Annotated in this window: 27 protein-coding genes and 1 tRNA gene; 15 read left to right on the top strand and 13 right to left on the bottom strand. The window is 36.7% G+C overall.

Annotated elements, in window-relative coordinates; genetic code table 11:
• The first annotated feature begins 115 nt into the window (after positions 1–115).
• The 5 genes from IW15_RS12310 to IW15_RS12290 all read left to right on the top strand — a co-directional run bounded on the left by IW15_RS12310 (position 116) and on the right by IW15_RS12290 (position 3928).
• Entirely contained in the window at positions 116–430 is a 315-nt protein-coding gene (locus IW15_RS12310; RefSeq protein WP_316931881.1) for a helix-turn-helix domain-containing protein, read from the top strand.
• A 25-nt stretch (positions 431–455) separates the two neighbouring features.
• Positions 456–803: a helix-turn-helix domain-containing protein gene (locus IW15_RS12305; RefSeq protein ID WP_228384359.1), complete on the top strand. Its 348-nt coding sequence runs from the start codon at positions 456–458 to the stop codon at positions 801–803.
• Positions 804–1013: 210 nt separating this feature from the next.
• Positions 1014–1565, top strand: a complete 552-nt coding sequence (locus IW15_RS12300) for a ferritin (protein ID WP_034711598.1) — start codon at positions 1014–1016, stop codon at positions 1563–1565.
• A gap of 114 nt (positions 1566–1679) precedes the next feature.
• Entirely contained in the window at positions 1680–2771 is a 1092-nt protein-coding gene (gene ychF, locus IW15_RS12295; RefSeq protein ID WP_034711596.1) for a redox-regulated ATPase YchF, read from the top strand.
• Positions 2772–2851: 80 nt separating this feature from the next.
• Positions 2852–3928 (top strand): hypothetical protein, encoded by a 1077-nt coding sequence (locus IW15_RS12290; protein ID WP_034711594.1) that lies wholly within the window; start codon positions 2852–2854, stop codon positions 3926–3928.
• Positions 3929–3985: 57 nt separating this feature from the next.
• Here IW15_RS12290 and IW15_RS12285 read toward each other — a convergent pair whose 3' ends face one another.
• Positions 3986–4183, bottom strand: a complete 198-nt coding sequence (locus IW15_RS12285; protein WP_034711593.1) for a bacteriocin — start codon at positions 4181–4183, stop codon at positions 3986–3988.
• A gap of 292 nt (positions 4184–4475) precedes the next feature.
• Here IW15_RS12285 and IW15_RS12280 point away from each other — a divergent pair, with 292 nt between their 5' ends.
• Positions 4476–5561: an NAD(P)H-dependent flavin oxidoreductase gene (locus tag IW15_RS12280; RefSeq protein ID WP_034711591.1), complete on the top strand. Its 1086-nt coding sequence runs from the start codon at positions 4476–4478 to the stop codon at positions 5559–5561.
• A 61-nt stretch (positions 5562–5622) separates the two neighbouring features.
• Here the strand turns inward: IW15_RS12280 and IW15_RS22795 are convergent, their stop codons facing one another.
• Together IW15_RS22795 and IW15_RS22790 are read right to left on the bottom strand one after the other, a co-directional pair.
• A complete protein-coding gene (locus IW15_RS22795; protein ID WP_165585191.1) occupies positions 5623–5784 on the bottom strand; it encodes a hypothetical protein in 162 nt (53 codons plus the stop codon).
• Between the two features lie 46 nt (positions 5785–5830).
• Positions 5831–5998 carry a hypothetical protein gene (locus IW15_RS22790; protein ID WP_165585190.1) on the bottom strand — a complete coding sequence of 56 codons (168 nt, stop codon included), beginning with the start codon at positions 5996–5998 and terminating at the stop codon, positions 5831–5833.
• A 143-nt stretch (positions 5999–6141) separates the two neighbouring features.
• On the opposite strand from IW15_RS22790, the gene IW15_RS12275 reads away from it, so the two are divergent.
• The 3 genes from IW15_RS12275 (at position 6142) to cls (ending at position 9505) form a co-directional block, all read left to right on the top strand.
• Positions 6142–7080 (top strand): helix-turn-helix domain-containing protein, encoded by a 939-nt coding sequence (locus IW15_RS12275; RefSeq protein WP_034711590.1) that lies wholly within the window; start codon positions 6142–6144, stop codon positions 7078–7080.
• A gap of 88 nt (positions 7081–7168) precedes the next feature.
• On the top strand, positions 7169–7933 hold the full coding sequence (locus IW15_RS12270; RefSeq protein WP_034711588.1) for an SDR family NAD(P)-dependent oxidoreductase: 765 nt from the start codon (positions 7169–7171) through the stop codon (positions 7931–7933).
• Between the two features lie 105 nt (positions 7934–8038).
• The gene (gene cls, locus IW15_RS12265) at positions 8039–9505 is read left to right on the top strand and encodes a cardiolipin synthase (RefSeq protein WP_034711587.1); all 1467 of its coding nucleotides are present in this window, start codon (positions 8039–8041) and stop codon (positions 9503–9505) included.
• A gap of 7 nt (positions 9506–9512) precedes the next feature.
• Here cls and IW15_RS12260 read toward each other — a convergent pair whose 3' ends face one another.
• The 4 genes from IW15_RS12260 to IW15_RS12245 all read right to left on the bottom strand — a co-directional run bounded on the left by IW15_RS12260 (position 9513) and on the right by IW15_RS12245 (position 14344).
• Entirely contained in the window at positions 9513–10661 is a 1149-nt protein-coding gene (locus tag IW15_RS12260; protein ID WP_034711586.1) for a methionine aminotransferase, read from the bottom strand.
• A 116-nt stretch (positions 10662–10777) separates the two neighbouring features.
• Entirely contained in the window at positions 10778–11509 is a 732-nt protein-coding gene (locus IW15_RS12255; RefSeq protein ID WP_034711584.1) for a LytR/AlgR family response regulator transcription factor, read from the bottom strand.
• Positions 11499–13052, bottom strand: a complete 1554-nt coding sequence (locus IW15_RS12250; RefSeq protein WP_034711583.1) for a sensor histidine kinase — start codon at positions 13050–13052, stop codon at positions 11499–11501. Before IW15_RS12250 ends, IW15_RS12255 begins: the two co-directional genes overlap by 11 nt.
• A 125-nt stretch (positions 13053–13177) precedes the next feature.
• On the bottom strand, positions 13178–14344 hold the full coding sequence (locus IW15_RS12245; RefSeq protein ID WP_165585189.1) for a two-component regulator propeller domain-containing protein: 1167 nt from the start codon (positions 14342–14344) through the stop codon (positions 13178–13180).
• Positions 14345–14563: 219 nt separating this feature from the next.
• Here IW15_RS12245 and IW15_RS12240 point away from each other — a divergent pair, with 219 nt between their 5' ends.
• Genes IW15_RS12240 through IW15_RS12225 form a run of 4 tightly spaced genes read left to right on the top strand, consistent with a single transcriptional unit; the run spans position 14564 to position 20222 of the window.
• Positions 14564–16447 (top strand): DNA topoisomerase IV subunit B, encoded by a 1884-nt coding sequence (locus IW15_RS12240; protein WP_034711580.1) that lies wholly within the window; start codon positions 14564–14566, stop codon positions 16445–16447.
• A gap of 50 nt (positions 16448–16497) precedes the next feature.
• The gene (locus IW15_RS12235) at positions 16498–16980 is read left to right on the top strand and encodes a hypothetical protein (protein ID WP_034711578.1); all 483 of its coding nucleotides are present in this window, start codon (positions 16498–16500) and stop codon (positions 16978–16980) included.
• A complete protein-coding gene (locus IW15_RS12230) occupies positions 16981–19569 on the top strand; it encodes a DNA gyrase/topoisomerase IV subunit A (RefSeq protein ID WP_185097422.1) in 2589 nt (862 codons plus the stop codon).
• An 11-nt stretch (positions 19570–19580) separates the two neighbouring features.
• Positions 19581–20222 (top strand): rhomboid family intramembrane serine protease, encoded by a 642-nt coding sequence (locus IW15_RS12225; protein ID WP_034711576.1) that lies wholly within the window; start codon positions 19581–19583, stop codon positions 20220–20222.
• Positions 20223–20397: 175 nt separating this feature from the next.
• Here IW15_RS12225 and IW15_RS12220 read toward each other — a convergent pair whose 3' ends face one another.
• The 5 genes from IW15_RS12220 to IW15_RS12200 all read right to left on the bottom strand — a co-directional run bounded on the left by IW15_RS12220 (position 20398) and on the right by IW15_RS12200 (position 25748).
• Positions 20398–22896, bottom strand: coding sequence for a pectate lyase family protein (locus tag IW15_RS12220; protein ID WP_034711575.1), 2499 nt, complete (start codon positions 22894–22896; stop codon positions 20398–20400).
• Positions 22897–23203: 307 nt separating this feature from the next.
• Positions 23204–23563, bottom strand: a complete 360-nt coding sequence (locus tag IW15_RS12215; protein WP_034711573.1) for a DUF4180 domain-containing protein — start codon at positions 23561–23563, stop codon at positions 23204–23206.
• Between the two features lie 8 nt (positions 23564–23571).
• Complete coding sequence (gene prmC, locus IW15_RS12210; protein WP_051881987.1) at positions 23572–24423, bottom strand: peptide chain release factor N(5)-glutamine methyltransferase; 852 nt, start codon at positions 24421–24423, stop codon at positions 23572–23574.
• Positions 24424–25182, bottom strand: coding sequence for a peroxide stress protein YaaA (yaaA, locus tag IW15_RS12205; protein ID WP_034711571.1), 759 nt, complete (start codon positions 25180–25182; stop codon positions 24424–24426).
• A complete protein-coding gene (locus tag IW15_RS12200) occupies positions 25179–25748 on the bottom strand; it encodes a CPBP family intramembrane glutamic endopeptidase (RefSeq protein ID WP_165585188.1) in 570 nt (189 codons plus the stop codon). Before IW15_RS12200 ends, yaaA begins: the two co-directional genes overlap by 4 nt.
• A gap of 4 nt (positions 25749–25752) precedes the next feature.
• On the opposite strand from IW15_RS12200, the gene IW15_RS22785 reads away from it, so the two are divergent.
• The gene (locus IW15_RS22785) at positions 25753–25941 is read left to right on the top strand and encodes a hypothetical protein (RefSeq protein WP_165585187.1); all 189 of its coding nucleotides are present in this window, start codon (positions 25753–25755) and stop codon (positions 25939–25941) included.
• Here the strand turns inward: IW15_RS22785 and IW15_RS12195 are convergent.
• Positions 25938–26549, bottom strand: a complete 612-nt coding sequence (locus IW15_RS12195) for an L-threonylcarbamoyladenylate synthase (protein ID WP_034711568.1) — start codon at positions 26547–26549, stop codon at positions 25938–25940. The genes IW15_RS22785 and IW15_RS12195 overlap by 4 nt on opposite strands.
• 101 nt (positions 26550–26650) lie before the next feature.
• Between IW15_RS12195 and IW15_RS12190 the strand changes: the two genes are divergently transcribed.
• Positions 26651–26723 (top strand) — tRNA-Met (locus IW15_RS12190).
• Positions 26724–26729 lie beyond the last annotated feature (6 nt).

Raw genomic sequence — 26729 nt, 5'->3', positions numbered from 1 at the left:
GAATTTCAAAGATATACACGTCGGAAGATTAATACATTGCCGTTTCGAGGAAGTAGCTATGGACATTGACCGGGCATGTCGTTTTTTTAATTGTTTTGAATCAGAATTGAAAGAAATGTTCGCTCAGGAAAACCTTTCTACTGATATACTTTTGAAATGGAGCAAATTATTAGAATATGATTTCTTTAGGCTTTACTCCCACCACTTAATTTTATATTCTCCTCAGAGAAGAAGAAATGGGAATATTAAGAATGAAAAGGGACCACGGAAGTTTGTACTGCCGCAGTTCAGAAAGAGCTTATATACTAAAGAAATAATAGCATTTATATTAGAACTCATTTCCTCCGGAGAAAAATCTAAAAAAGAGATTATTGAAGAATATAACATTCCAAAAACGACACTATATAAATGGCTCCTTAAATATAAGTGATTAATAATAATATGGTAAACCAAAAGTGGAATCAAAAAAAATAACAGACAACAGACGGACGCCCAACTATAAAAGAATTTATCTGGATATGATTAATACCCGTTATCCGGATAAAAGAACAGCGTGTCATTATATTCTTTCCAAAAAGGAGCTTACTATGCTGGATGTTATTACTGTTAATGAAATTATTTTTGGTAAAAACATAAATGGGAAAAGAGGACCAAGCCAAAAACACCGTTCTTATGATAAAGCGGCAGTACTGCAGATATTAGATTTTCAGAAAAAACACAAACTCAATAATACAGAATTAGCAGGTCACTTTAAAATGAGCCGGAATACAATTCATAAATGGAGGAAATTGTTTCCGGCTTAATTTATTGTTCTTTTAAACTTTTCTGATGCTTGAACCATCGGTTATTAGAAAATTGGATTTATTATTTTAGAATAACTATAAATTATCAATTCAAATTAATGAATATCAGTTTATTATAAACTATGTTTTATTGTTTTAATTAAAATTAATAATCTTATCGGAATCATTTTTGCATCATACTATTCATAATCACACAAAAAATATACTTTTATGAATACGAACAGACTTTCCCCAACCTTGGAAAAAGCATTAAGTGACCAAATGAACAAAGAAATTCTTGCCTCTCATACCTTCTTATCGTATGGAATATGGGCAGACGACAAAGGTTATCAGGGAATCGCCAATTTCCTTTACAGGCATTCACAGGAAGAAAGAAATCACTCCATTAAATTCATGGAATATGTACTCAACAGAGGCGGAAAACCTAAGGTAGATGCGATTCCGGCTCCTCCGAAAGATCCTGAATCCCTAACAGAATGTTTTGACGGGGTTTTTAAACATGAAGTGGATAATACCACTTCCATTTATCAGATCGTAGATATGTCGCTGGCAGAAAAAGACTGGGCAACCTGGAATTTCATGCAGTGGTTTGTTCAGGAACAGATCGAAGAAGAAACATTAGCGTCCAATCTAATTGATAAATTAAAAATTGCAGGCGGAGACAGAGCCACAGATGAATCTTTATTTACATTAGATAAAACATTACAGGAAGCTCCTGATGATGCCCCATTAGCACAAGAGGCTACAGGAGCCAATCCTTAGAACCTAAAACTAAAATGAATAAAATCTGCCACATCAACGGCAGATTTTTTTTATTATGAAACTCCCTTTAAAATCACTATCTTTGCGGACCTTTAAATATTAAATAGTTTCATTATGAAATGTGGAATCGTAGGCTTGCCAAATGTAGGTAAATCAACTCTTTTTAACTGTTTGAGCAACGCAAAAGCTCAATCAGCAAACTATCCTTTCTGTACAATCGAACCTAACTTGGGAACGGTATCTGTTCCTGATCAAAGATTGTTTGAATTAGAAAAATTAGTAAACCCAGAGAGAGTGTTACCGGCTGTGGTTGAAATCGTGGATATTGCAGGTCTTGTAAAAGGAGCCAGCAAAGGAGAAGGATTGGGAAACCAGTTCCTGGCCAATATCCGGGAGTGTGAAGCGATCATCCATGTATTGAGATGTTTCGACAACGGAAATATCATCCACGTAGAAGGTTCTGTAGATCCGATACGTGATAAAGAAATTATTGATATTGAACTACAGCTGAAAGACCTTGAAACGGTAGGAAAAGCTGTTGATAAAGCTAAAAAATTCATTAAATCGGGAAAGAAAGACGATCTTTTGACGTACGAAATTCTTCAGAATCTTGAGAAATTTTTAGAAGACGGTAAAAATGCAAGAGAATTTCCAATGGACGACTTTGCAAAGTCGCTTATCGGAGATGTTCAGCTTTTAACCAATAAGCCGGTACTTTACGTTTGTAATGTAGATGAAAATTCAATCAAAAACGGAAACGAGTGGATCGGAAAGATTGAGGAAATGGCTGCAAAAGAAGGTGCTGAAGTAGTAGTATTAGCTGCTCAGATTGAAGCAGACATCAACGAACTGGACTCTTTCGAGGAAAGACAGATCTTCCTTGAAGAATTAGGCCTTGAAGAACCGGGAGTAAACCGTTTGATCAGAAAAGCATACGACTTATTGAAACTTCAGACGTACTTTACGGCAGGAGTAAAAGAAGTAAGAGCATGGACGATCGGACAGGGATGGACCGCTCCTCAGGCAGCTGGTGTTATTCACACTGATTTCGAAAAAGGATTTATCCGTGCAGAAGTAATCAAATATGCAGACTATGTAACATATGGTTCTGAAATAAAGATCAAAGAAGCTGGAAAACTTTCTGTAGAAGGTAAAGAATACATCGTTCAGGATGGTGACATCATGCACTTCAGATTCAACGTATAAGAAATATTAAAGTTCGTATATAAAAAAACGCTTCCATCTTTTTGGGAGCGTTTTTTGCATTCACAAGAAAAATTTTAACGATGAAACCACTGTATCTCCTTGCTGTTTTAACAGCCCTTTCATGTTCAAAGACAATTGAAGACCGATGTTTTATTAAAGAAGCAGAAAAGAATAATTATATAGAAAAGAAACCTTATACGGCAAAACAGATTCTTGACGAAAAAGTGAATTACTTAACGATCACTACCCTTAAAAAATTCAGAAGTTTTAAACAGGACAGTGTATATGCCCATGAGAGCAAATGGAGAATGTATGAGAAAGCAAAAAATACTTACGATATAGACTATAAGCTTTTTAAAGATAAATTTTCAGAGCAGTTTCTATGTTTTGGAAAACAGGAATTAGGGAATACTCAGTATGCGTTAGGAAGAAATAATTTAGGATATTGGCTGCTGAAAATTGAAAATAATCAGCCTTCTGCTTATTTCTTAGGATTAAGTTTTAGTCATTATTATCTTAATGAAATTCAGGCAGCACCCATTATTAAAGATGGATTTCTGCAGGTGGAAGGGAGTCTGGTGCAAATTATAAAAGTTCCCGGCCTTCCCGGGCATGATGATTATTCAGCTCTTGAGGATGGCAAACTGTTTACAATCAGTTTAAAAGATCTGATAAAAGATTCTGATCATGACGGGTACAATGATATTTTTGAAGAAAGTTTTGGGCTAAACCCAAACAATAAAGATACAGATGGAGACGGGACCGATGATTTTAATGACCAGAATCCTATGTTTACATCTGAAAAAAATAAATTCAGTGAACTGTATCAGATGCTGTTGCCAACTTATGCCACGACACTTGATTTTAAAAAAATGCCTTATTATTTTGAAGTTTTTAAAAGCGACTGTGATTATTTTCACCAGATAAATCCTACTGAATATAGGGTGCTGTTTTCTCCGGAAGATAAAAATCGGCAAACCGGTTATATTAAAATTACAGATGTTTTCGATTTCGGGATTTCAAAAATTAAAAAAGACAAAAAAGATCCGAATACATTTTATATTAACAAATGGGGCAGTGGTTCATTCAGTGATTATACTGTAGAATACAAAAACGGAAAATGGGAAGTAGAACTTGTTAGCCAGACAGTTTCCTGAAAATACAATACCATTCTAAATAAGAATGGTATTATTAAAATTGTATGGTGCTAAAAATTATTGAGGTCTGCATATTTTCTGGGCACATCCTGATGAAATAAGCGTACATGCTCTTGGATCATCCGGAGGGTATGTTTCGCAAGGATAATCGGGAGTGCATAGAACAGGCTGCATACAATCCAGCATTCCTCCTGCAATCGTTTTTAATTCTTTTTTACTCAGTTTTTTTCCGCTTTGTAAAAGTAAACTTTTCATTGTTTTGATTTTTAGTGAGTTAGTATTCACTAAAGTAATGAAAATAATTAATATTATGTCACTTTGTTAGGATAAATGTGTAAATAAATAATGATAAAGTACTTTTTAAATAAATAATTTCATTCAAAAATCGGGCTGGTACTGCAATGCACAACCATGGCTTAAAAATTATTTCCCTATGATAGCAGACTAAATTTTCGATAATGAAAAACTAATAATAATCATTTACTATCCTTTCTAAAGATGTGAAATTAATGATAATTTTGTGTGACAACAATTACAATTTATTAAGATGAAGGATACAACAATCAATTGGAAAAATCAGGTGACCAATTTGTTGGAAACCCAATATCCGGTGATTCAGGCACCCATGTTTGGAGTGAGTACCCCGGCAATGGCCGCTGCAGCATCCAAAGCAGGCTGTCTCGGTTCCTTACCACTAGGAGATCTGTCTGTTGATGATTGTATAGGAGCAATTCGTGCAACAAAGCAGTTAACGGATAAAAAATTTGCCGTCAATATTTTTGTTAATGAAATTCCTGAAATCACAGATTCGTTAAGAGCTCAATATGCTGAAACTAAAAGGTTCATAGAACAACTGGCAGCGGATCATCATATGAATGTTGATCTTCCGGAAATAGATACCCTGAAGATCAACAGCTATCATGATCAGATAGATGCTCTTATTTCAGAAAACTGCAAAATAGTAAGTTTTACTTTTGGTAATCTGGATCAGCAAAGCATTCAGAAGTTGAAAAATAATGAAACCATCCTTATCGGAACCTGTACATCTGTTGAAGAAGCCATGATATTAGAAAAATCCGGGATCGATATTATTTGTGTTCAGGGAATTGAAGCCGGAGGGCACAGAGGAAGTTTCACCAGTGAAAATATCCCTCAGATTGGAGGATTGTCCCTGCTGTCACAAGTGTATGATACGGTAAACGTTCCTCTTCTGTATGCGGGAGGAATTTATGATGGTAAAACTTTGCTGGCAGCCAAAACTCTGGGAGCACAGGGGTTTCAGATAGGCAGTTTATTGTTAGGGTCTGTGGAAAGCGCATTGAAGGAATTTGAAAAAGAAAGACTGAGAAGCGCAAAAGAGAATGACATCATTTTAACCAAAAGCTTTTCGGGGAGATATGCGAGAGGAGTTCAGAATGCCTTTATGATAGCCATTGATTCCACACAGTACATCCTTCCTTATCCCTATCAGAATAAGCTCACTGCCGGACTTCGAAAAGCAGCCAAATTAAATGAAAATGCTGATTTTGTCAGCATTTGGGCAGGACAGTCACTCCATTCTTTCAGTCAGGAATCTACAGAAAATATCCTCCTTAATCTGATTAAAAAAGCAGAACATGATCCTTGGCAATAAAATAATAAACAAAAATACCATTCTGTCAGGAATGGTATTTTTTATGGGAGTGATGTTGTCTTTATGGAATTAAATCCGGCCTGCATTGAGGATCAGCACAGCCTTTGGATATGATCCTGCATCCGTTAGTTTTAGGATCAATGCACATCATTAATCCGCCATTCACGGATCTTAATTGTTTTTTGTTTAATTTTTTACCGTTTTGTAAGTCTGTAATTTGCATATTTTTTAATTTTAGATGGTTTAGTAAATAAGAATGTAATGAAAAATTATTCAATAGGTTCCAGTGTCGGCTGGCATTGAATCTGTGCGCAGCCTTTTGATATTTGCTTACAGTTTCCTGTCATAGGATCGATGCAGTCTATTCGTCCGCCGGTAATCACTCTCAGTTCTTTTTTGTTTAGTTTCTTCCCTTTTTGTACCTTTTGATTTTTCATGGTAATGATTTTTAGTGAGTTAGCTAATAACTAAGGTAGATAAAATAATTGAATATATCACTGCGTAAAGAAAAAATGGATGAAAAATTATTTTCTTTCATATATCTGAAGCTTCGTATATTTGAATCATACAAATCACCATCATGGAAAATATAACCCGTACTTCTCTTGAGGATTTCTATCGGGAGATGGCCGCAAAGCTGGGGAAAGATCTCGAAAGTATTTTTCCTACAGGACTTCATAAAGATATTGGGCATTTCAATGTTTTTGATATTGCCCAGACCATCGAAAAAGCCAGAACAACTTCTGAAATGCCCTATAACAGAAGGAAATATTATAAAATAAGCCTTATTAGAGGGAAAAATAGGGCAGAATATGCAGATAAAATAGTACAGATCAAACAGAATGCTTTATTATTTGCTACGCCAAAAGTTCCTTATCATTGGGTTCCCGAAGATCCAAACCAGTCGGGAAGTTTCTGTGTATTTACAGAAGATTTTTTCATTAAATCCCAGTCCCAGGCGTCTCTTGAAGAATTACCCATATTCCAGCCGGGGAATATTCCTTTATTTGAAATTGATGATGAACTCGCTGTGGAGATCGAGCAGCTTTTTGCAAAAATTAAAAAAGAGATTGCTTCCGATTATCTGTTTAAATATGATCTCATCAGAAATTATGTGCTGGAACTTATCCATTACGGACAGAAGCTGCAGCCTGCAGCCAAGCTTTCCACTTCAAATGATGCATCACTCAGAGTCGTTTCTTTATTTATAGAATTGTTGGAAAGACAATTCCCGATTGAATCCTCCGACCAAAGACTGCAGCTGAAAACGGCAAAAGATTATGCAGGAAGACTGGCGGTACATGTGAACTATTTAAATAAAAAGCTCAAAGAAAACACAGGAAAAACGACTACAGAACTGATTGCAGACCGTCTGATTCAGGAAGCAAAAATCCTTCTGAGACAAACAAAATGGAATGTTTCTGAGATATCCTATGCATTAGGATTTGAGGAAATTGCCCACTTTTCCAATTTCTTTAAACGAAAAACATCATTCACTCCGCTTGAATTCCGCTCATGATTTGAATTTTGCAAATTTCAGATTGATTCAAGCAAACAGGTTACCTTTGAAATTGTTCAACTTTGTATCATTAAATTAATCAAAAAAAATGGAAACAAAAACAAAAATAGCATTGATAACAGGCGGAAGCCGTGGATTAGGAAAAAATGCAGCCCTAAAAGTGGCACAGAAAGGTCTTGATGTTATCATTACCTATAAAAGCAGTAAAGAAGAGGCGGATGCAGTCGTAGAAGAGATAAAGACATTGGGAAGAAAAGCTGTTGCTTTTCAGTTAGACACCAAAGATACCAAAAGCTTCGAGGCATTTGTAAAAAACGTAACCAGCCACTTGCAGGAAAATACAGGTAGTACGAATATTGATTTTCTTGTGAATAATGCAGGTACGGCATTATATTCACCTATTACGGAAACAACGGAGGAACAGCTTGATGATATCGTAGATATTCATTTTAAAGGCGTATTCTTCCTGACTCAGAAACTATTGCCTTTCATTAATGACGGCGGGGGAATTATTAATATTTCTTCAGGATTAGCAAGATTTGCATTGCCTGGTTCTTCGGTATATGGATCTATCAAGGCCGGTGTTGAAATGCTGACCAAATATATGGCAAAAGAATTAGGACCGAGAAGAATAAAAGCCAATGTCATTGCTCCCGGAGCTATTGAAACTGATTTTGGCGGCGGAAGAACAAGAGATGATCAACAAGTTAATTCAATGATTTCAACCATTACGGCATTAGGTAGAGCCGGACTTCCAGATGATATCGGGGGGATTGTTGCATTTTTATGTACCGATGACGCAGGCTGGATCAATGGCCAGAGAATAGAAGCTTCAGGCGGCATGTTTTTATAATATAACAAAGTATCCGAACCCTATACAAGCAGTAGAATTTCTACTGCTTTTTTATTACCTTTAAAAGAACAGATCCGAAATACATTTTTTAAAGGATTTTAGATTATGATTAAAGAATTTCTCAGTCAGTTTCCATACATCTTGCCGGGCCTTGAGATCCTGTATCTCATTGGGGTGTTTTTCCTTGCGGGAAGGATCATTATGGATACCAAAACCACCAGTAAGACGCTGGCTTATCTGATGCTGATCATCTTTCTGCCCGTTGCCGGAATTATTATTTATTTTGTTTTTGGAGTTAATTACCGGAAGAAAAAATTTTACACCTTTAAGGTTGAGCAGAATAAAGAAATCTATGCTGCGGTAAAGAAATATATTCAGAAAACACATTATACAACCCTGGAAAACAGAGTTGATGAAGTAGAGAACTTTACAACAACCATCAATTATTTATACAATGCTGGCAACTCACCGTTGTCCCAAAGAAATCATGTAGAACTTCTTATCAATGGCGAAGGAAAATTTGCAAAAGTTTTTGAAGTGCTTCAACGGGCAAAACATCATATCCATCTTGAATATTACATTTATGATAACGATGAAATAGGAAACAGGCTGGCGGATCTGCTGATAGAAAAAGCCAGAGAAGGTGTTACGGTTCGTTTTCTTTATGACGACATGGGTAGCGGTAAAATCGGTAAAAAATTACTGAAAAGATTGAAAGCAGCCGGAATTGAGGTATTACCAGTAAACAAAATTACATTCAGGATCTTTGCAAACCGAGTGAATTACAGGGATCACAGAAAGATTATTATTGTGGATGGGGCAGAGGTTTTCACAGGAGGAATCAATGTTTCTGATAAATATATCAACCCTAATTCCAAACAGTACTGGCGTGATATGCATCTATATATACAAGGGGAAGCCGTTTTTTACTTCCAGTTTTTATTTTTGAGCAACTGGACTTTTGCGGCTGAAAAGCTTCCTGAGCTCTCAGAGAAATATTTTGATTTTAAAGATAAAGATTTTGGAAAAACAATCGTTCAGACGGCAGCCAGCGGACCTGATACCCAGCCATCGATTATGCTCAGCACCAATGCAGCGATTCTTTCTGCCAAAGAAAAAGTGTATCTGGTAACGCCTTACTTTATTCCTGTTGAAACGGTTCTGAATGCGATCAAACAGGTTGCTCTTTCAGGATTAGATGTAAGGCTGATGGTTCCTAAATCCGGTGATTCTGTAGTAGTCAATGCCGCCGCGTATTCTTATTATGAAGAACTTTTAGAAAATAAAGTCCGGATTTTCTTTTACAAAAAAGGATTTATTCATGCTAAAACAATGATTGTTGACGGCAATTTTTCCTGTGTAGGAACCGCCAATATGGATGCCCGAAGCCAGGAACTGAATTTTGAGGTCAATGCCCTTATTTTTGATACCGAAATCAATCAGCAGCTCAATAATGTATTCATAGAAGACATGGAAGACTGTGAAGAAATTCTTCTTGAAGACTGGAGAAAAAGGCCTGGTTACAAAGTGTTTTTCGAGCATCTGGCCAGACTTCTTTCCCCGTTGATATAAAAATGTATCAGATTTTTGATAAATTCTCAATAGCCTTTTCCAGTGTCTCCTGTTTCTTTGCAAAACATAAACGGATCACATGCTCATTCAGTTTATTTTTATAAAAAGATGAAAAAGGAACACTGGCTACTTTGTGAGTGATAGTGAGCTCGCTGGCGAAATCAAAATCATTTTTATCCGATATTTTATCATATTTCAAAGCCTGGAAATAAGTTCCTTCACAATCCAGAAGTTCAAAAGAAGTTCCGGCAAGGCCTTTTCTTAAAAAATCTCTTTTTTCCTGAAAGAACTGGCTTAGATGATTGTAATGATCCTCATTTTTCATGTAGGCCGCCAACGCCAATTGCATAGGAGTATTAACAGAAAATACATTGAACTGATGGATTTTTCTGAATTCATCTGTCAGCACCTTAGGAGCAGCACAATAGCCGATTTTCCAGCCCGTGACATGAAAAAGTTTCCCGAATGAAGCTACCAGGAGGCTTCTTTCCTTCAGTTCCGGATATTTTGCGATGCTTAAGTGCTGTTTTCCGTCAAAAACAATATTTTCATAGACTTCATCACTTAAAATAAGGATGGAAGTTCCTTTTACAATGGAAATAAGCTCCTGAATATCATGCTCTGTTAAAATTTTACCCGATGGATTATTAGGATTGTTCAGGATGATCATTTTAGTTTTATCGGTTACCAGATTTTTTACGGCTGTCCAGTCGATCGTATAATCCGGGGCTTTCATTTCAAAGCGTTTTATAATTCCGCCGAAGAGTTCTACCGTAGGTTCATAGCAGTCGTAGGCCGGTTCAAAAATAATCACTTCATCATCTTTTTTAACGAAAGTGGCTACCGCTGTGAAAATAGCTTGAGTTCCCCCTGCAGTTACTGTAATTTCTGAGTCCGGATGATAAATAGCCTGGTGGCTGTTTTCAATTTTTCTGGCAATTTCTTCCTTTAAAGTGATCATTCCGCCCATCGGAGCATATTGGTTAAACCCTTTTTTAATGAAATAATCTACATGATCCAGCAGTTCAGGATCCGGCATGAAATCCGGGAATCCCTGTGAGAGATTAATGGCCTCATTTTCGTTCGCCAATTGGGTCATCTGACTGAATATAGTGGTTCCTATGTTGGAAAGTTTGGATAATGGAAGTTGTATCATTAAAGGATTTTTTAATTACTTCGAATTTAATTCATTTTTTATAATCAGAAGCAGAAATTCTATAAAAAAGACTACCCCGTACTGAATACAAAATGAAATTGGTTACTCATAATCTATTACTCTAAATTTTCAATCTTAGATAAAAAATCATTTTTTTTACGCACGGAAACATCCAGTACAGATTGATCTGCCATAATTACCTGTCCGCCTTTTCCTTTGATGTATTCTTTGAGATGGGAAAGATTGATCAGATGTTTATGATGGATTCTGAAAAAATTATGATCATAAAGATATTCTTCAAATTCATGCAGCGTTTTGGAAACAATAATCTTGGTTTTATCAGTAAGATGAAAAGTGGTATAGCTGGAATCAGCTTCACAGCGGATGATATCATTAATATCGGTGAGCTTGAAACCCTGAAGGGTCGGAAGACTGATTTTATTTTTGTGTAAAGTGGCAGGCGTTGAAGATTTATTTTTTTTGATATTATCTAACGCTTTATTCACGGCAATAATGAAATCTATTTTTTTGATAGGTTTCAGCAGATAATCGGCGGCACCATTTTTAATGGCCTGGATGGCAAAATGTTCAAAAGCCGTGATGAAAATGATCTGTGCATCTATTTCTTTGAACTTTGAAAGCAGATCGAAAGCAGTACCATCTTTTAGCTGGATATCTAAAAAAAGAATCTCAGGTGAATTTTTAGAAAGAAAAATGTAGGCTTCCTCTACGCTGGATGCCTGAAATGCATTTTCTATTTCAGGAAATTCGTTTTCTAACAGAAGAGAGATGTAATCTCTTCCATCTTGTTCATCGTCTATAATGCATGCCTGTATTTTAGTTTTCATAAGGTATAATATAAAGTTTTATCTGGGTTCCTGGTCGCTGCTCTTTTTCACGGAGATCATTAATCTCTAACATAATATGCATGTCAAAAAGCTGTTTAAAAGTTTCGATCCTTTTTTGAGATAATTTGACTCCAAAAGAATCAGGTTTAGGGGAAGAGTGGTTTTTACTGCCGATTCCAACGCCGTTGTCTTCAACCGTAATGCACAGTGATGTGCCGGTAACATCGAATATAATCTCTATGTTTCCTTTTCTGTCTTTTATATTGGAGATACCGTGCTTTATGGCATTTTCTACAAACGGCTGTATCAGAAGGGAAGGGATGATCCAGTTTTCATTGGTTGCTTCTGAGACCGTTATTTTATAATCAAATTGATCTTTTAAACGAAGATGCTCCATATGAAGATATAAAGACAGGTATTCGATTTCCTCTTTGATCGGCATGAATGTTTTTTCAGAATAATGGAGGGTTTTCCGGATCATCTGGGCAAAAATATCTAAATAATTTTCCGTCTCTTTATAGTCTTTTTTATACAGCAGAAACTGAATAGAGTTGAGGCAGTTGTAAATGAAATGAGGATTAATCTGTGCTTTAATAGCCTGCAGCTCCAGTTCTGCAATTTTCTTCTCGTAATAAAGGGTTTCCAGTTTTTTATTTCGTTTCTTCTGAAAATATAACGTGATAAGAATAAATATAACAGCAGATCCCAGAATAATGAGCACCAGTTTAAACCACCATGTCTGCCAGAATTTAGGTTTAATTTCAAAACTCAGGTTTGTAGAGGCAAAAGACTGTTTTCCGTTATAGCCCAACCCAAACACTTTAAAAGTATAGGTGCCGGGCGGAATAGCATTAAAGATTATTTTTGAAGAATTGCTGGTCTGCCAGCCGTCGCTGAGCCCTTCAATGGTATACTGATAGCTGATGTTCCCTTGTGAAGCGTAATCCGGGAAGCTTACATTAAAAGTGATATCATTGTTAGGTGTTTTCCCTACGAGTGGTGTATTTAGATTGAAAAACTCCTTATTGCCAATCACCACAGAATTGATAATGACTTTTTTATCAATGAATTTTTGTTGTGCCAATAAATTTTTGATGGAAAGAATTCCTAACCCTTTCGAAGTTCCTGCATAAAGAGTATCTCCTTTTATCACACATCCTGCAATGACATTCGATGGTAATCCGTCCGTCTGGGTGAAATTGTTGATCCTCAGACCCTGATTCCTAATTTCAATTCTGCTTAACCCGGAATTGGTGCTGGCCCAAAATACATTTTGGTTTTCTATTTCTATCTTTTTGATGTGGCTGGTTGCCAACCCATTGTTTTCCGTAATCTTCTGAAGGATCTTTCTGTTATTAAAAAGAATAATTCCGCTGAGGTTGGTAGCGCCTACATACAGGTTGTGCCTTAATTTTTTGATATCCGTAAAATAATATCCTTCCAGAAAAAGGTTCTTCTTTTTTGTCCGGGTATTAAGTTTATAAAGATCTTTGAAGCTTCCCGTAAAAAGACTGTCTTTATCATAAAGCAGGGCAGTGTACATTCTTTCTTTTTCTACCAGTTCTTCATAGGTTCGGGTTTGATAATTGTAGGCTGTAAGTCCTTCACTCGAACAGATCAGTACAGAACCCGGAGTATAAGGAAGTAAATTCTTTAAACTATATTCTTTTAAAAGGAACTTTTTTTAGAGGTAGTATTATAATGAATAAGACTGCCTGTTAAGCCGAAAATAGTGGTGTTTCCTTCAGAGAAAATGGCTTTATGTTCTATTTTTCGATCCTTTTCAAAGACGAGATCTGTTATGGTATTAGCGTGATAAATCCCGCTTTTTGCTTCATTATATCCTAAAAATATAGTATTCCCATTTTTTTCGATTGCAGTGATGTAATCGGTGTTGTTAGAGACCGGCAGATGAATATAGTTGTTTAAAGCCTTTTCAGTAATAAAATAAATCCCGTTATTTCGGGTAGAAAACCAGGTGTTGTTGTCTCTGTCCACCATAATATCATTGATGATATACTTATCCAGAAATTTGATAGGATGGGAAAGATTCACATTATCCAGTAAAGAGTGCTTAAAGTACAGCGCTCCTCCCTGTTCAAGACACAGCCATACTCTGTAATTTTTATCAATGATAATCTGATGGATATTTTCACGGACAGAAAAAGACTGTATCTTTTTAAAATAAAATGAATTATATAATTTATAAACTTCAACTTTATTATTATGTCTGAATATATAAAAATTACCTTTACTGTAAGCCGGGGTATTTTTTTCTAAGCTGATATTGCATACCGTTCTCTTGTGGGTAATAATATTATACGCTTCGATATTTTTTTTTGCATTTTCATCCACAAAATACATCAGGTTGCTGGCAAGATCAAGGTTAAATGCATAATACATTCCGGAAGGATTGCCGTTTTTGATAAACAATGGAATAGTGCTTATCTTTCCATTGCTATAAACATAAATAGCCTCCGGATTGTATGAAGTATACAGATAGAGATTATTATTTTGGATATAAACGTTGGGATTATAATTAAAATGTATTTTTTTAAGCTCTTTATTAACATCGGAATTGATGATCTTTCCATCTTTTAGAAATGCATAATCGCTTAAAAAAGGACTGATAAAAATTTCTCCGTTGGATAAAGGAAAACATGACAGGACTTCAATATTTTTCAGTCCATTTTTTTTAGTATACTGCTTAAATTCCTTTCCGTCAAACCGGAATAAACCATTATCGCTTCCTATCCAGATCAATCCGTTATTATCCTGGCTGAAGCGGTAGGTATATGAACTGTTTAAGCCGTCCTCTTCATTATAGTTTACCAACCCCGGAATTTGTGCAGAAAAAAGAGAGCAAAAAAATATTATACATAAAAATGAAAGAAATAATTTGTTTTTTTTCACCTGGTGTTGAATAGTTTTGTAAATATATCATTTGATTGATAATAATGCAATACATTAGCAGGAATATTAAAAAAAACGGATACAAAAAATTCGGATAATTTTGTACAATTTCGTACTTTTGTATGTTTGCTGAAATTATATATGTCACAAGAAATAAATCCAATCTACTCCGAAGATAATATCAGAACGCTCGACTGGCAAGAGCACATCCGTTTGCGCCCCGGTATGTACATCGGGAAGCTCGGAGATGGCTCATCTGCCGACGACGGTATTTATATTTTGCTTAAGGAAATTCTCGATAACTCTATCGATGAGTTTAGAATGAAATCGGGTAAAAGAATTGAAATAAAAGTGGACGACGGTAAAGTTACGGTTCGTGACTTTGGACGTGGAATTCCACTGGGGAAAGTAGTTGATGCTGTTTCCAAAATGAACACCGGTGGTAAGTATGACAGTAATGCCTTCAAAAAATCGGTAGGTCTGAATGGAGTCGGTACCAAAGCAGTAAATGCACTTTCCGATTATTTCCGTGTACGCTCTTTCCGTGAAGGAAAAATGAAAATGGCCGAGTTTTCACGCGGATTGATGACGGAAAATTATGATGAAAAAGAAACTTCCGACAGAAACGGAACTGAAATCTCTTTCATTCCTGATGCCGATATTTTCCTGAACTTCAAATACCGGAAAGAATATATCGAAAGGATGTTGCGCAATTATGCGTACCTGAATCCCGGATTGAAAATTTTCTTTAACGGAGAAACATTTTATTCTGAAAACGGACTTAAAGACTTACTGGAAGAAGAGCTGGAAAGCGAAATCCTTTATCCGATCGTCCATTTAAAGGATACCGATATTGAATTAGCCATTACCCATTCTGATAAGTCACAGACAGAGACCTATTTCTCTTTTGTAAACGGACAGAATACAACGCAGGGTGGAACGCACCTTAATGCTTTTCGTGAGGCGTATGTGAAAACCATCCGTGAATTTTTTAATAAAAATTTCGAGGCTTCTGATATCAGAAAATCCATTATTGCAGCCATCTCCATCAATGTAGAGGAACCTGTTTTTGAATCACAAACAAAAACGAAATTAGGATCCAATGATATGGGTCCGGAAGGTCCTACGGTAAGGATTTTTATTATAGATTTCTTAAAAAGCAAGTTAGACAACTTCCTGCATAAGAATCCTGAGATTGCAGAAGCGATTCAGAGAAAAATATTAATTTCAGAAAGAGAAAGAAAAGAACTTTCAGGAATCCAGAAGCTTGCCAGAGAAAGAGCTAAAAAAGTATCGCTTCACAACAAGAAACTTCGGGATTGCAGACAGCATTACAACGATCAGAAGGCTGAAAGAAAAGGAGATACACAGATTTTTATTACTGAGGGAGATTCTGCATCAGGATCTATTACAAAATCCAGGGATGTAGAAACGCAGGCTGTATTTTCTTTGAAAGGAAAACCGTTGAACTGTTATGGACTTACCAAGAAAGTGGTATATGAGAATGAAGAATTTAACTTACTTCAGGCCGCTTTAAATATCGAAGACAGCCTTGAAGACCTTAGGTATAATCATGTAATTATCGCAACAGATGCCGATGTCGATGGAATGCACATCCGCCTTCTGATGATTACATTCTTCCTGCAGTTTTTTCCTGATCTGATTAAAAACGGACATCTTTATATCCTGCAGACACCTTTATTCAGGGTGAGAAATAAAAAGGAAACGAGATACTGTTATTCAGAAATAGAGAAAGTAAAAGCATTGAACGAACTGGGGAAAAATCCTGAAATTACCCGATTTAAGGGACTTGGAGAGATTTCACCAGATGAATTTAAGCATTTCATCGGTAAAGATATACGTTTAGAGCCGGTAGTCATAGGAAAAGACCAGACGATAGAACAGCTTCTGGAATTTTATATGGGGAAAAATACCCCGGACAGGCAGGTTTTTATTCTTGAAAATCTTGTCGTGGAAGATACCGACATTGATAAAAAAGAAATTTTAGACGATGCGGAGGTATAATTAATGTAAAAACTAACCAAACTAATACCATTTATTGAAACACCGAAATTATGAGATTAAGTAACCGTAACAAAGCTCCGGTCTATAACTTTGTGAATACCCTGTTAATGATGTTTGTAACGGCCGGAATTGGTGCATTCTTACTGAATGAATACAGGTTTAATATATTGGGAGTTGAAAGCTATTTGTTCCTTTTGGTTCCTGTTATGATGCTGATTGTTTTTCACCTCAACGGAAGACAGATCTTTGAATATGACAGTGATGGAGAAGCTCTTAACTTTAAAAACAGGAATATTATTCCTTTTTTAGACAAGCCTCTTCACGATGAATTTCCAAAATATAAACTGATAAAATACGATGTAATCAACATCTTTTTTATCAAAAGATTGTACGTTACGATTTCAAGTAAGAACAGTGGCTCAACAATGTTAAAATATGAAATTTCTTATTTAACAAGAAAAGAAGTAAACGATTTACAACTCTCTCTGAATAAAGTGGTAAAAGCTAATAAAGAGAAAAACGAATTAAAATAAATGATGACAGAAGAAAACTCGCATGAAGGTGAAAGCCTGAAAAAGGTTTCAGGATTGTATAAAGACTGGTTTCTTGATTACGCTTCCTATGTTATTTTGGATAGAGCCATTCCGTCAGTATACGACGGATTGAAGCCTGTGCAGAGAAGAATTATGCACTCCATGCGGGAGCTTGAAGACGGCCGTTACAACAAAGTGGCCAATATCGTAGGAAATACCATGAAATATCACCCTCATGGTGATGCCTCCATTACCGATGCGATGGTACAAATCGGGCAAAAAGAACTCTTAATCGATACTCAGGGAAACTGGGGGAATATTTATACGGGAGATTCTGCAGCCGCAGCGAGATATATTGAAGCAAGGCTGACTCCTCTGGCACTGGAAGTGGTATTTAATCCTAAAACTACAGAATGGGCAAAATCCTATGACGGAAGAAACAATGAACCGGTAGACCTTCCCGTAAAGTTTCCGCTGCTTCTTGCACAGGGTGTGGAAGGAATTGGGGTAGGACTTTCAACCAAAATACTTCCGCACAACTTTAACGAGTTAATTAATGCTTCTGTTGCCTATTTAAAAGGGAAAAAATTTGAATTGTTTCCCGACTTTCTCACCGCAGGTTTCCTGGATGTTTCTGAATACAATGACGGCCATAGAGGCGGAAAAGTAAGAGCCAGAGCCAAAATTTCCCAGTTTGATAAAAATACCTTAATCATCTCGGAACTTCCTTTTTCTAAAAATACAGGCGATCTGATCGATTCTATTTTGAAAGCCAATGAAAAAGGAAAAATTAAAATTAAAAAGATAGAAGATAATACCTCCGACAAGGTAGAGATTCTTATTCATCTACATAATGAAGTTTCGCCCGATAAGACGATTGATGCACTGTATGCATTTACGGACTGTCAGGTGACGATTTCACCCAACGCCTGTGTTATTGTCGGTGATAAACCAATGTTCCTGAATGTTTCTGAAATCCTGAGAAGGAATACAGACCATACCGTTTCCCTGCTTAAAAAAGAGCTGGAAATCGAACTTCATGAATTGCAGGAAAGCTGGCACTTCTCATCTTTGGAGAGAATCTTCATTGAAAACAGGATCTATCACGACATTGAAGAGGTAGAAACCTGGGAAGATGTGATAAAAACAATTGATAAAGGCTTAAAACCTCATACAAAACACCTGTTAAGAGCGGTAACAGAAGAAGATATCCTTAAATTAACGGAAATTCGTATCAAAAGAATTTCAAGATTTGATTTAGATAAATTCAAAGAAAATATTGCTGCCCTTGAAGGAAAAATAGAAATGGTAAAACACCATTTGGGTAACCTTATCGCATATGCCATTGATTATTACCTGAATATCCAGAAAAAATACGGAAAAGGAAGAGAAAGAAAAACGGAACTGAGAATCTTTGATACAATTGATGCTACCAAAGTAGCCGTAGCCAATGAGAAGTTCTATGTAAACTGGGAAGAAGGATTTGTAGGAACCTCTCTGAAACGGGATGAATACTTATTCGACTGTTCAGATATCGATGATATCATTACCTTCAGAAAAGACGGAAGCATGAAGGTGGTGAAGGTAGAAGCAAAAACCTTTATCGGAAAAGATCTTCTTCACGTTGCCATCTGGAAGAAAAATGACAAAAGAACGGTCTACAATATGATCTACCGTGAAGGAAGAGAAGGACCTTACTATATGAAACGTTTTTCTGTAACCGGGGTAACAAGAAACACCGATTATCCGCTGGCGTCAGATAAAAAAGGATCGGAAATGCTTTATTTCTCAGCAAATCCTAATGGTGAAGCTGAAACGGTAAGTGTTCTTTTAAAACCCAATCCAAGAATCAGAAAAAATAAAATGGATGTAGATTTCTCTGAACTGGCCATTAAAGGGCGGGATTCTAAAGGAAATCTGGTGACCAAATATTCCGTTAAAAAAGTAGACCTGAAAGAGGAAGGCGTTTCTACATTAGCCCCTAGGAAAATATGGTTTGACGATACCGTAAGAAGGCTTAATGCTGATGGAAGAGGAGTGCTGCTGGGAAGCTTTAAAGGAGATGATAAGATTTTAACCATCAATACAAATGGAGAGGTAAAACTGGTGTCTTTCGATCTTGGAAACCGTTTCGATGATGAATATCTGGTATTGGAAAAATGGCGCCCACAGCAACCTATCACCTGTATTTACTACGACGGGGAAAAAGATATCTATTTTATCAAGAGATTCCTGTTGGAAAATGCAGCCAATGTGCAGACCTTCATGCCATCGGATCATCCGAAATCATTCATCGAGAATATCATTGTGGCGGACGGTTCTACCGCAGAAATAGTTTTCGCAAAAGACAAAGGAAAGGAACGCGATCCTGAAACAGTAAATATTGATGAATTCATTGCTGTGAAAGGGATAAAAGCGATTGGAAATCAATTTACCAAATTCAAAGTAAAAGCAATTAATATAACCATTCCTGAACCTGAGGAAGAAGAACCGGAAGTCTATGAAGAACCGGAAATCGGAGACGGTATTGTGGATGATGACCGAAGTGTAATCGGCGATCTGTTTGAAGGCGGAGAACCTGAAAATTAAATATTGAAATTATGAATGCAGTTGTTTTAATCATTATTGCCGCTACATGTGTCATTAGCTACATGGGCTTCAACAATATCGCTTTATTTGAAAAATACAAATTCAATGTGAATGCCATCAGTAACCGGAAAGAATATATCCGACTGGTGAGTTCCGCATTTTTGCATGCTGATTTTATGCACTTGTTTTTCAATATGCTTTCGCTGTACTTTTTTCAGGGAGCAATACTTAGTTTCTTCGGGCCGGTAGGCTTTTTAGTTATTTATTTTGGTTCAATGATTCTCGGAAACCTGTTTAGCCTTTTGATTTATCAAAAACAGCCGTGGTATTCAGCGATTGGAGCATCCGGAGCCGTATCAGGGATTATTTTTGCAGCCATTGCTATGGCTCCCAATGAAATTAGTGTTAACTTTTTGCCGGGCTGGCTTTTTGGAACATTATATTTCGGGTATTCAGTATATATGATGCTGAATCCTAAACAATGGGATAATTTAGGACATTCCGCTCACCTGGGAGGTGCTTTTTTTGGACTCGTATATTCTATCATCATGCATCCGGATATTGCACTTCATAATATGTATTTCCTGGGCATTATGTCCCTTCCGCTCATCTACCTAAGCTATCAGATTTTTGTGAAAAAGAAAATAAGGTAATAAAGATAAATTATCTATAATAAAAACCAATGAAGTTCAGGATAGAAAACGTTTCACCGTTCTCTTAATTTGAATTTCATTGGTTTTGCTGTTTTTATGAATATAAGTTGATTTGATCAAAAAAACCGCCTCATATGAGGCGGTTTCTGTTATTAATTTTTACCCGGCAGCATGATTATTTTTTAATGATTTTTTGAACCGTAATGCCTTTACTGGTCTTCACCTGAAGTATATACGCTCCACCTGGTAACCCCGTCATATCAACCAATGATACATTTTCTGTACGATTGAAGACTGTTGTACCTGTCATATTAGTCAGGATAACCTGTTCTATCGGAGTACGGTCAGGATTGGAAATGGTAAATGATTTTTCTACCGGATTAGGATAAATAGTCATTTTTCCGGCTTTAGCCTCCTGTAGAGCCAATACGGCAGAAGAGAAATACTGGGTTTTAATATAAAAAAGATTGGCTACACTTCCTTTCGTAATCGAATGGGAGCCTGCTGCAATAGCAGGAATCGTTACCACTCCTGAAGAAGCCGTATATGATATTCCGTCTACTTTTATCGTCCCGCTGAAAGTTGGATCAAAAACCAATGTCAATGAAGAAGGAGCTGTTGTAGTATACTGTATCGCAGTTGCGGATTCTATTTTTAAGCGTTTTGTTAGTGTTAGTCCATCATATACGGCATTACCGTCCGTAGAATTGATATTCGCTGAAACAAACGTATAAAAAGAGCTGATGAATCCCGTTGCGGTAAAATTATGAATCTCATCTCCCTGCGGAATAGTCGTGGAAGTAACTGCAATACTTCCCGTTCCTGAAACCGGAGTACCCGATGTTCCTGTCGTTGTTACCATAAAATCCACATCAGCGGTAGGAGTACCGGATACCGTAATGGTTTTATTCGCTGTATTTTTCACAAAGCTGATTCCGAAAGCCGGAATTCCTGTTACGGTGGCGTCAGTAGCCGTTCCGCCCCAGGTAAATACCATTGAAGCAATAGCCGTTCCAGTCACTACGGTTTGATCATTATTGGCAGCAATCGTTAAAGTCTGAGGATTGGCTATCACCGGAGTTTCACCCTGTACAAAGACCAGCGAAGAAGTATATCCTTGTAAAAGAGCCATTAATCCTGTATTTACATCAGAAGAACTGTCATCAACAGCATTGTTAAATGTCCAGGCGATATCCCCACCGGAAACCCTTCCGGAATATTGCATGACTTTATCCCTTGCGGTAACCGGCGAATCAGGAACTAACGAATGAATATAAAGAGAAGTATCCGTATCAAAATTATTATAGGTTCCATTGCCTTGTAAAGCTTTGATTGTTCCTCCTACAACTTCGTTTCTGTTTGATGCAACATAAGCATCAAATTGAGTGGGTGCTGTAGAGGGATGGTAAGCGACAAAAGCATTCTGATTGATCATATAATTGTCGAATGCTTTTACAACACCACCGTTTTCATTGGAGAAGGTACCGGGAGAGCTATTCGCAATATCAGTTCCCTGCTTGGAAGTAAGAATAGGATATTTACAGTTTCTGAAGTAATTTCCCTCCACGAAAACAGAAGAACTTAAAGTAGAACCCACCCCATATTTGGAATTTCCATCGTAGTAATTATTATACACGTGGGCGGAGTAGTAGCGGATCCGCGGGTGCCTTGAGTCTGAATGATCAAACCAGTTGTGATGGTAAGTGATATATAATCCTGTATTTGTGCCTTCACTAAGCCCTAAAAGGCAACTTTTTCCATTATCCCAAAAGTGATTGTAAGAAAAAGTAACATACGTGGATTTTTTGGCATCCAGTGCACCGTCACCTTTTACCTGATCCGCATCTGAACCCGGTTTTCCGTAAAATAAATCGCAGTGGTGAGCCCAAATATAGCTGTTATCCTGCTGTAAGCTTAAATTATCACCTTCCGCAGCATCCGTAAGCATATACCCCAGATTACGGACCTCTATATTGGTTGCGTTTTTAATTCTTATTCCCCAGCCGTTAACTACTGCATCAGAACCTACGCCTTCAACTGTGATAGAACTTAAAGGATTTTTTTTATTTTCCACTACCACATCACCGTTCAGCAGATAATTGGGATCCGTGATATTCCCAATCAGTCTTATAACCAACGGACGGGTATCATTTCCCTTTTTGAAGCCATCCAGAATAGTTTGTAATCCGACACATGGATTCGTGGTAGCACCCGTTACATTCAATGATACCGTGTTTTTTGTTGCCTGTGTGATGTATAGAACCACAGCATTAGGTTTCAGTGTTCCGTCGAGGTTATAAGCGCCCGGAATTTTGCCGTTGCTGTGTGCAAATCCCGTTCTGTCATGTGAAAGTACCGTAACCTGACTTGAAACGGCTGCCGGGCCTTCAACAGAATTGGTGACAGGAACAACTTTCATGGTATAGTTTCCTGGGCTCAGCCCTAAAATATCTGCCCTGAAATAAGAACTATAGCTTCTGATCAGCTGATTGTCAATGATTTTATTGGTGAATCCACCTCCCGTATAATAGACTCTGTAACTGTCTGCTCCGCTGACGGGAGTCCATTTTACATATGCTGATTCCAGCCATCCTGTGGCCTGTGTAATCGTTACTTGTGCATGCGCCATACAGCAACTGACGAACAGCGCAAAGTAGGTGAAAAGTTTTTTCATGATTGATAGTTTTGGTTTAGTTTTACAATTGATTGTACAAAGTGTAATCGATTACACACAAATATATATAAATAATCAATATAAAACATTTTGATGTGAAATTTATTATCAAACATGAATTAAATTGCTTATAATAAAGGGTTTTTAAGATTATTTTAATAATGTATTAATTCAATTTTGAAGCATATTCATATCTATTCTGTTTCCGGAATCATGAATGATAGAAAGGAAAATTTGCCTAATTAATAAAAAAGATGATTGATGAGATAAAAAAAGAACCGATTACCTTAATAACCGATTCTTTATATTATCCGGAGAGTTTTTCTAATGCCTCTTCCAGGGTTTTAACAAAGTTGATATGCCGGGTTGTATTACTTTCGAAAATAAAATCTTTCATGCTTTTACTTTCATAAGTATTAAAATCTCCTACAATAGCCAATCGTACCCGGTAGTTGGAAAATTTTTGAAGAATATCGCCTGCCATTTTCGTCTTCAAATCAAAAAATAGGGGCGTAATATTTTTTTCATACATCACCATTTTATCAATGCCCTGATAATAAATATTTCCCAGCAGATCCAGGCCATCCTGGAAATTTTGGATGACCATCTCATCGGAAAGTATTTCAGCAACCTTAGTATTGTTGATGGAATGTATTTTAATTTCCATGTTTTCTTTTATTTAATTCCGAAAATAAACCGGTCGTTCCCTGATAGATCTTTGACCAGCTCAACCTTTGAAAATAAGCCTTTGTAGAGTTCCAGCGTTTCCGGACCTAATTTTTGATTGATTTCTAAAAATAATAATCCGTTTTTATTCAGATGTTTTTTAGAATCTTCAGCAATTTTCCTGTAAAAAATTAATGCATCGGCAGTAGGAGAGAAGAGTGCCATCATAGGTTCAAATTCCTTCACCGAATCAGCGATTTCAGACTCTTCTTCCATTCCGATATAAGGAGGATTGGAAATAATGACATCATACGTTTCATTAAGTTCAATATTCAGATAATCACTATGGATAAAATGAATGTCAAGTTCATGGAACGCTGCATTTTTTCTTGCCGTTTCCAGCGCTTTTTCAGAAAAATCGATGGAAGAAACAACTGCTTCCGGGAAATGCTTTTTTAAAACAAGAGGAATAATCCCGCTTCCGGTTCCAATGTCAAGGATCTTCAACTCAGAAGTATGAGCGGCTAAAGTCCGGATTTCACGGATTGCAATTTCCAGCAGTTCTTCCGTTTCGGGCCGTGGAATAAGTACGTTTTCGTCTACAAAAAAGGTCATTCCATAAAAATCGGTTTCACCCAATATATGTTGATAGGGCATATTGGTCTGCAAGGCTGCAATTACTTCCAGCAGCTGTTTTTCATCATCAATCAATAATTCCTGATGAGAAAACCTTCTTTGCTGAAAAGAATCAAGCCCAACAATTTTCTCAATAAAAATAGAGTATAAAAAAGTACTTTCCGATTCTGTATAAAAATCAGAAACTGAAGTAATAAAATGCTGTTTGAATGCTGAAATTGTCATTTATCTTGTGAAAACCAGTTTAGTATCCGTGGATTTATCTTCATCAATCAGATACCCTTCATAATTGAACGCTTTTACATCATTTAAAGTCTGCGCATTGGTTTCCGCACAGAATCTAACGACCAATCCTCTCGCATGTTTTGTGTACACGACGATGGTTTTCAGTTTTCCATCTCTCAGTTCGTAGAACTCAAAATCAATGACGGTGTGGTTCAGTTTCTTGCGGTCAATTACTTTTCCGTATTCATTGCTGGCAAGATGAAGAAGAAGTTCGCCTTTTTTCATTTCAGCATTCAGCCGTTCTGTGATTTTTTCTCTCCAGAACTCATACAGATTCTTATAGCTGTCGAATGAAAAAGGACGTCCCATTTCAAGTCTGTACAGCATTACTTTATCAGAAGGTTTTAAAAGGCCATACAACCCGGAAAGCATTCTGTAGTTTTTCTGTAAATAATCTACCGCACTTTTATCCAGTGTTTTAGCGTCCAGACCTCTGTAGACTTCCCCGGTAAAGGCAAACATAGCCGGCGCAGATTCTTTTGCGGTAGGTTTTGCTTTCCATTTCTGGTTTCTTTCCCAATTCTCATCGGCCAGTTTCGGGGAAATTTCCATGAGTTCGGAAAGATATTTTGGAGATTTTTGTTTTAAATGAGCGTGTATAAATGCTGCTTCTTCAATGAATTTAGGAGTGGTAGATTTCAACAGATCCGTTGAATTTTCTACATTCATTAATTTTGCAGGAGATGTTATAATTTTCATAGTGGTAAAAAAGCAGATAAATGTTTAATATCAATAAAATTCATCATCATTAAAGACACAAAATCATACAGAAAGTGACACATAATAATGATTTTAATGTTGGAATATCGTTTATAAAATACGGCAAAAACAATCCCGATAAAGAGAGGTCCAACAACCTGCACGATAGTTCCATAGGTGCTGTGGAGGATGCCGAATAAAACAGAAGAAACTGCAATTCCTAAAAAAGGACTCTTATAGATCTTTTCTATTCTGGTCTGGATGTATCCCCGCATCAGAGATTCTTCAACAACACCGGCCGTTAAGCAGGTAAAAATAATCAAAAAATAATTATTCTTAAAGATTGAATGCATCTGGATAAGTTTTCCGCTAGTCTTTTCCTGTGTAGCCATTTTGATTAAAAGGTTAAGAAAGCCACTGCCAAATGCACAAATGAAGTACAGACAGATAACAGATCCTACATAAAAAGCAACTGAATACTTTTTATCTTTCCAGAGAGTGATGGAACTCTTTTCAATATAATGACTGTACAAAATAACCAGCCCCAGAACAATCCAGAAAACCATTCTTGTGAAAAAAAAACTAACTGCTGTCAGTGATCTTATTCCTGTAATAAAACCAATCAAAGGAAAGGTATACATCATCACGACGGCAAGAAGCACGAAAGTGAGCAGAATTCCTAAAGAATATTTCCCGTTAAGACTCATAGATTACAATTCATACCTTAAGGTTGATAATTTTCAACCATTACAACCTTAAACTATTCCTTTTCCTTGTCTGATAATTTCCGGTTCGCCGGAAGTCAGGTCTACAATAGTTGAAGCTACGTTGTCGCCATACCCTGAATCAATCACAATATCTACCAGATGATCGTATTTTTCTGCAATCAGTTCCGGATCGGTAGAATATTCAATGATTTCGTCGTCGTCTCTGATGGAGGTTGACGCGATCGGATGGCCCAGTTTTTCAACAATAAGCTGTGGAATCGGATGGTCGGGTACACGGATACCGATTGTTTTATGGTTTTTATACGCCAATGGAACACTCTTGTTGGCATCCAGAATAAAAGTAAAAGGTCCCGGCAGATGACTTTTCAAAAACCTGAACACAGAAGTATCGATAGGTCTTGTAAAATCGGAAAGATGGCTTAAATCGTTACAGATAATAGAAAATTTTGCTTTATCAAGCTTGGTTTTCTTAATCTGAGCCAGTTTTTCCATGGCTTTAATATCAAAAATATTACAGCCTAAGGCATATATCGTATCCGAAGGATAGATAATCAGCCCACCATTGTTCAATGTTTTAATTACCTCATTAATAAGATTTTCCTGAGGATTATTGGGGTAAATTTTTAATATCTTTGCCATAAAACAAAGATACAAATAATAAGATAGTTTTTATAAAAGTCCTTTATTTAAAAGAAAAATTAGGATTTTCATAAAAAATTCGTACATTTGCAGTCCAATAACGCGGGATGGAGCAGTAGGTAGCTCGTCGGGCTCATAACCCGAAGGTCATCGGTTCGAGTCCGGTTCCCGCTACTAAGT

Source organism: Chryseobacterium soli (assembly GCF_000737705.1).
GTDB lineage: Bacteria > Bacteroidota > Bacteroidia > Flavobacteriales > Weeksellaceae > Chryseobacterium > Chryseobacterium soli.
Note: the sequence above shows the minus strand (reverse complement) of the source record. Positions and strands in the feature narration are given on the sequence as shown.

Excerpts from the sequence above, each read along its gene's own strand:
- IW15_RS12230 (WP_185097422.1), top strand. The coding sequence starts at position 16,981 with ATGATGACAGAAGAAAACTCGCATGAAGGTGAAAGCCTGAAAAAGGTT.
- IW15_RS12200 (WP_165585188.1), bottom strand. The coding sequence starts at position 25,748 with ATGGTTTTCTGGATTGTTCTGGGGCTGGTTATTTTGTACAGTCATTAT.
- IW15_RS12285 (WP_034711593.1), bottom strand. The coding sequence starts at position 4,183 with ATGAAAAGTTTACTTTTACAAAGCGGAAAAAAACTGAGTAAAAAAGAA.
- IW15_RS12255 (WP_034711584.1), bottom strand. The coding sequence starts at position 11,509 with ATGAAAACTAAAATACAGGCATGCATTATAGACGATGAACAAGATGGA.
- IW15_RS12195 (WP_034711568.1), bottom strand. The coding sequence starts at position 26,549 with ATGGCAAAGATATTAAAAATTTACCCCAATAATCCTCAGGAAAATCTT.
- IW15_RS12220 (WP_034711575.1), bottom strand. The coding sequence starts at position 22,896 with ATGAAAAAACTTTTCACCTACTTTGCGCTGTTCGTCAGTTGCTGTATG.
- IW15_RS12240 (WP_034711580.1), top strand. The coding sequence starts at position 14,564 with ATGTCACAAGAAATAAATCCAATCTACTCCGAAGATAATATCAGAACG.
- IW15_RS12270 (WP_034711588.1), top strand. The coding sequence starts at position 7,169 with ATGGAAACAAAAACAAAAATAGCATTGATAACAGGCGGAAGCCGTGGA.
- IW15_RS22790 (WP_165585190.1), bottom strand. The coding sequence starts at position 5,998 with ATGAAAAATCAAAAGGTACAAAAAGGGAAGAAACTAAACAAAAAAGAA.
- IW15_RS22795 (WP_165585191.1), bottom strand. The coding sequence starts at position 5,784 with ATGCAAATTACAGACTTACAAAACGGTAAAAAATTAAACAAAAAACAA.
- ychF (WP_034711596.1), top strand. The coding sequence starts at position 1,680 with ATGAAATGTGGAATCGTAGGCTTGCCAAATGTAGGTAAATCAACTCTT.
- IW15_RS12310 (WP_316931881.1), top strand. The coding sequence starts at position 116 with ATGTTCGCTCAGGAAAACCTTTCTACTGATATACTTTTGAAATGGAGC.
- IW15_RS12225 (WP_034711576.1), top strand. The coding sequence starts at position 19,581 with ATGAATGCAGTTGTTTTAATCATTATTGCCGCTACATGTGTCATTAGC.
- prmC (WP_051881987.1), bottom strand. The coding sequence starts at position 24,423 with ATGACAATTTCAGCATTCAAACAGCATTTTATTACTTCAGTTTCTGAT.
- IW15_RS12250 (WP_034711583.1), bottom strand. The coding sequence starts at position 13,052 with ATGTACACTGCCCTGCTTTATGATAAAGACAGTCTTTTTACGGGAAGC.
- cls (WP_034711587.1), top strand. The coding sequence starts at position 8,039 with ATGATTAAAGAATTTCTCAGTCAGTTTCCATACATCTTGCCGGGCCTT.
- IW15_RS12280 (WP_034711591.1), top strand. The coding sequence starts at position 4,476 with ATGAAGGATACAACAATCAATTGGAAAAATCAGGTGACCAATTTGTTG.
- yaaA (WP_034711571.1), bottom strand. The coding sequence starts at position 25,182 with ATGAAAATTATAACATCTCCTGCAAAATTAATGAATGTAGAAAATTCA.
- IW15_RS12300 (WP_034711598.1), top strand. The coding sequence starts at position 1,014 with ATGAATACGAACAGACTTTCCCCAACCTTGGAAAAAGCATTAAGTGAC.
- IW15_RS12290 (WP_034711594.1), top strand. The coding sequence starts at position 2,852 with ATGAAACCACTGTATCTCCTTGCTGTTTTAACAGCCCTTTCATGTTCA.
- IW15_RS12260 (WP_034711586.1), bottom strand. The coding sequence starts at position 10,661 with ATGATACAACTTCCATTATCCAAACTTTCCAACATAGGAACCACTATA.
- IW15_RS12215 (WP_034711573.1), bottom strand. The coding sequence starts at position 23,563 with ATGGAAATTAAAATACATTCCATCAACAATACTAAGGTTGCTGAAATA.
- IW15_RS12235 (WP_034711578.1), top strand. The coding sequence starts at position 16,498 with ATGAGATTAAGTAACCGTAACAAAGCTCCGGTCTATAACTTTGTGAAT.
- IW15_RS12275 (WP_034711590.1), top strand. The coding sequence starts at position 6,142 with ATGGAAAATATAACCCGTACTTCTCTTGAGGATTTCTATCGGGAGATG.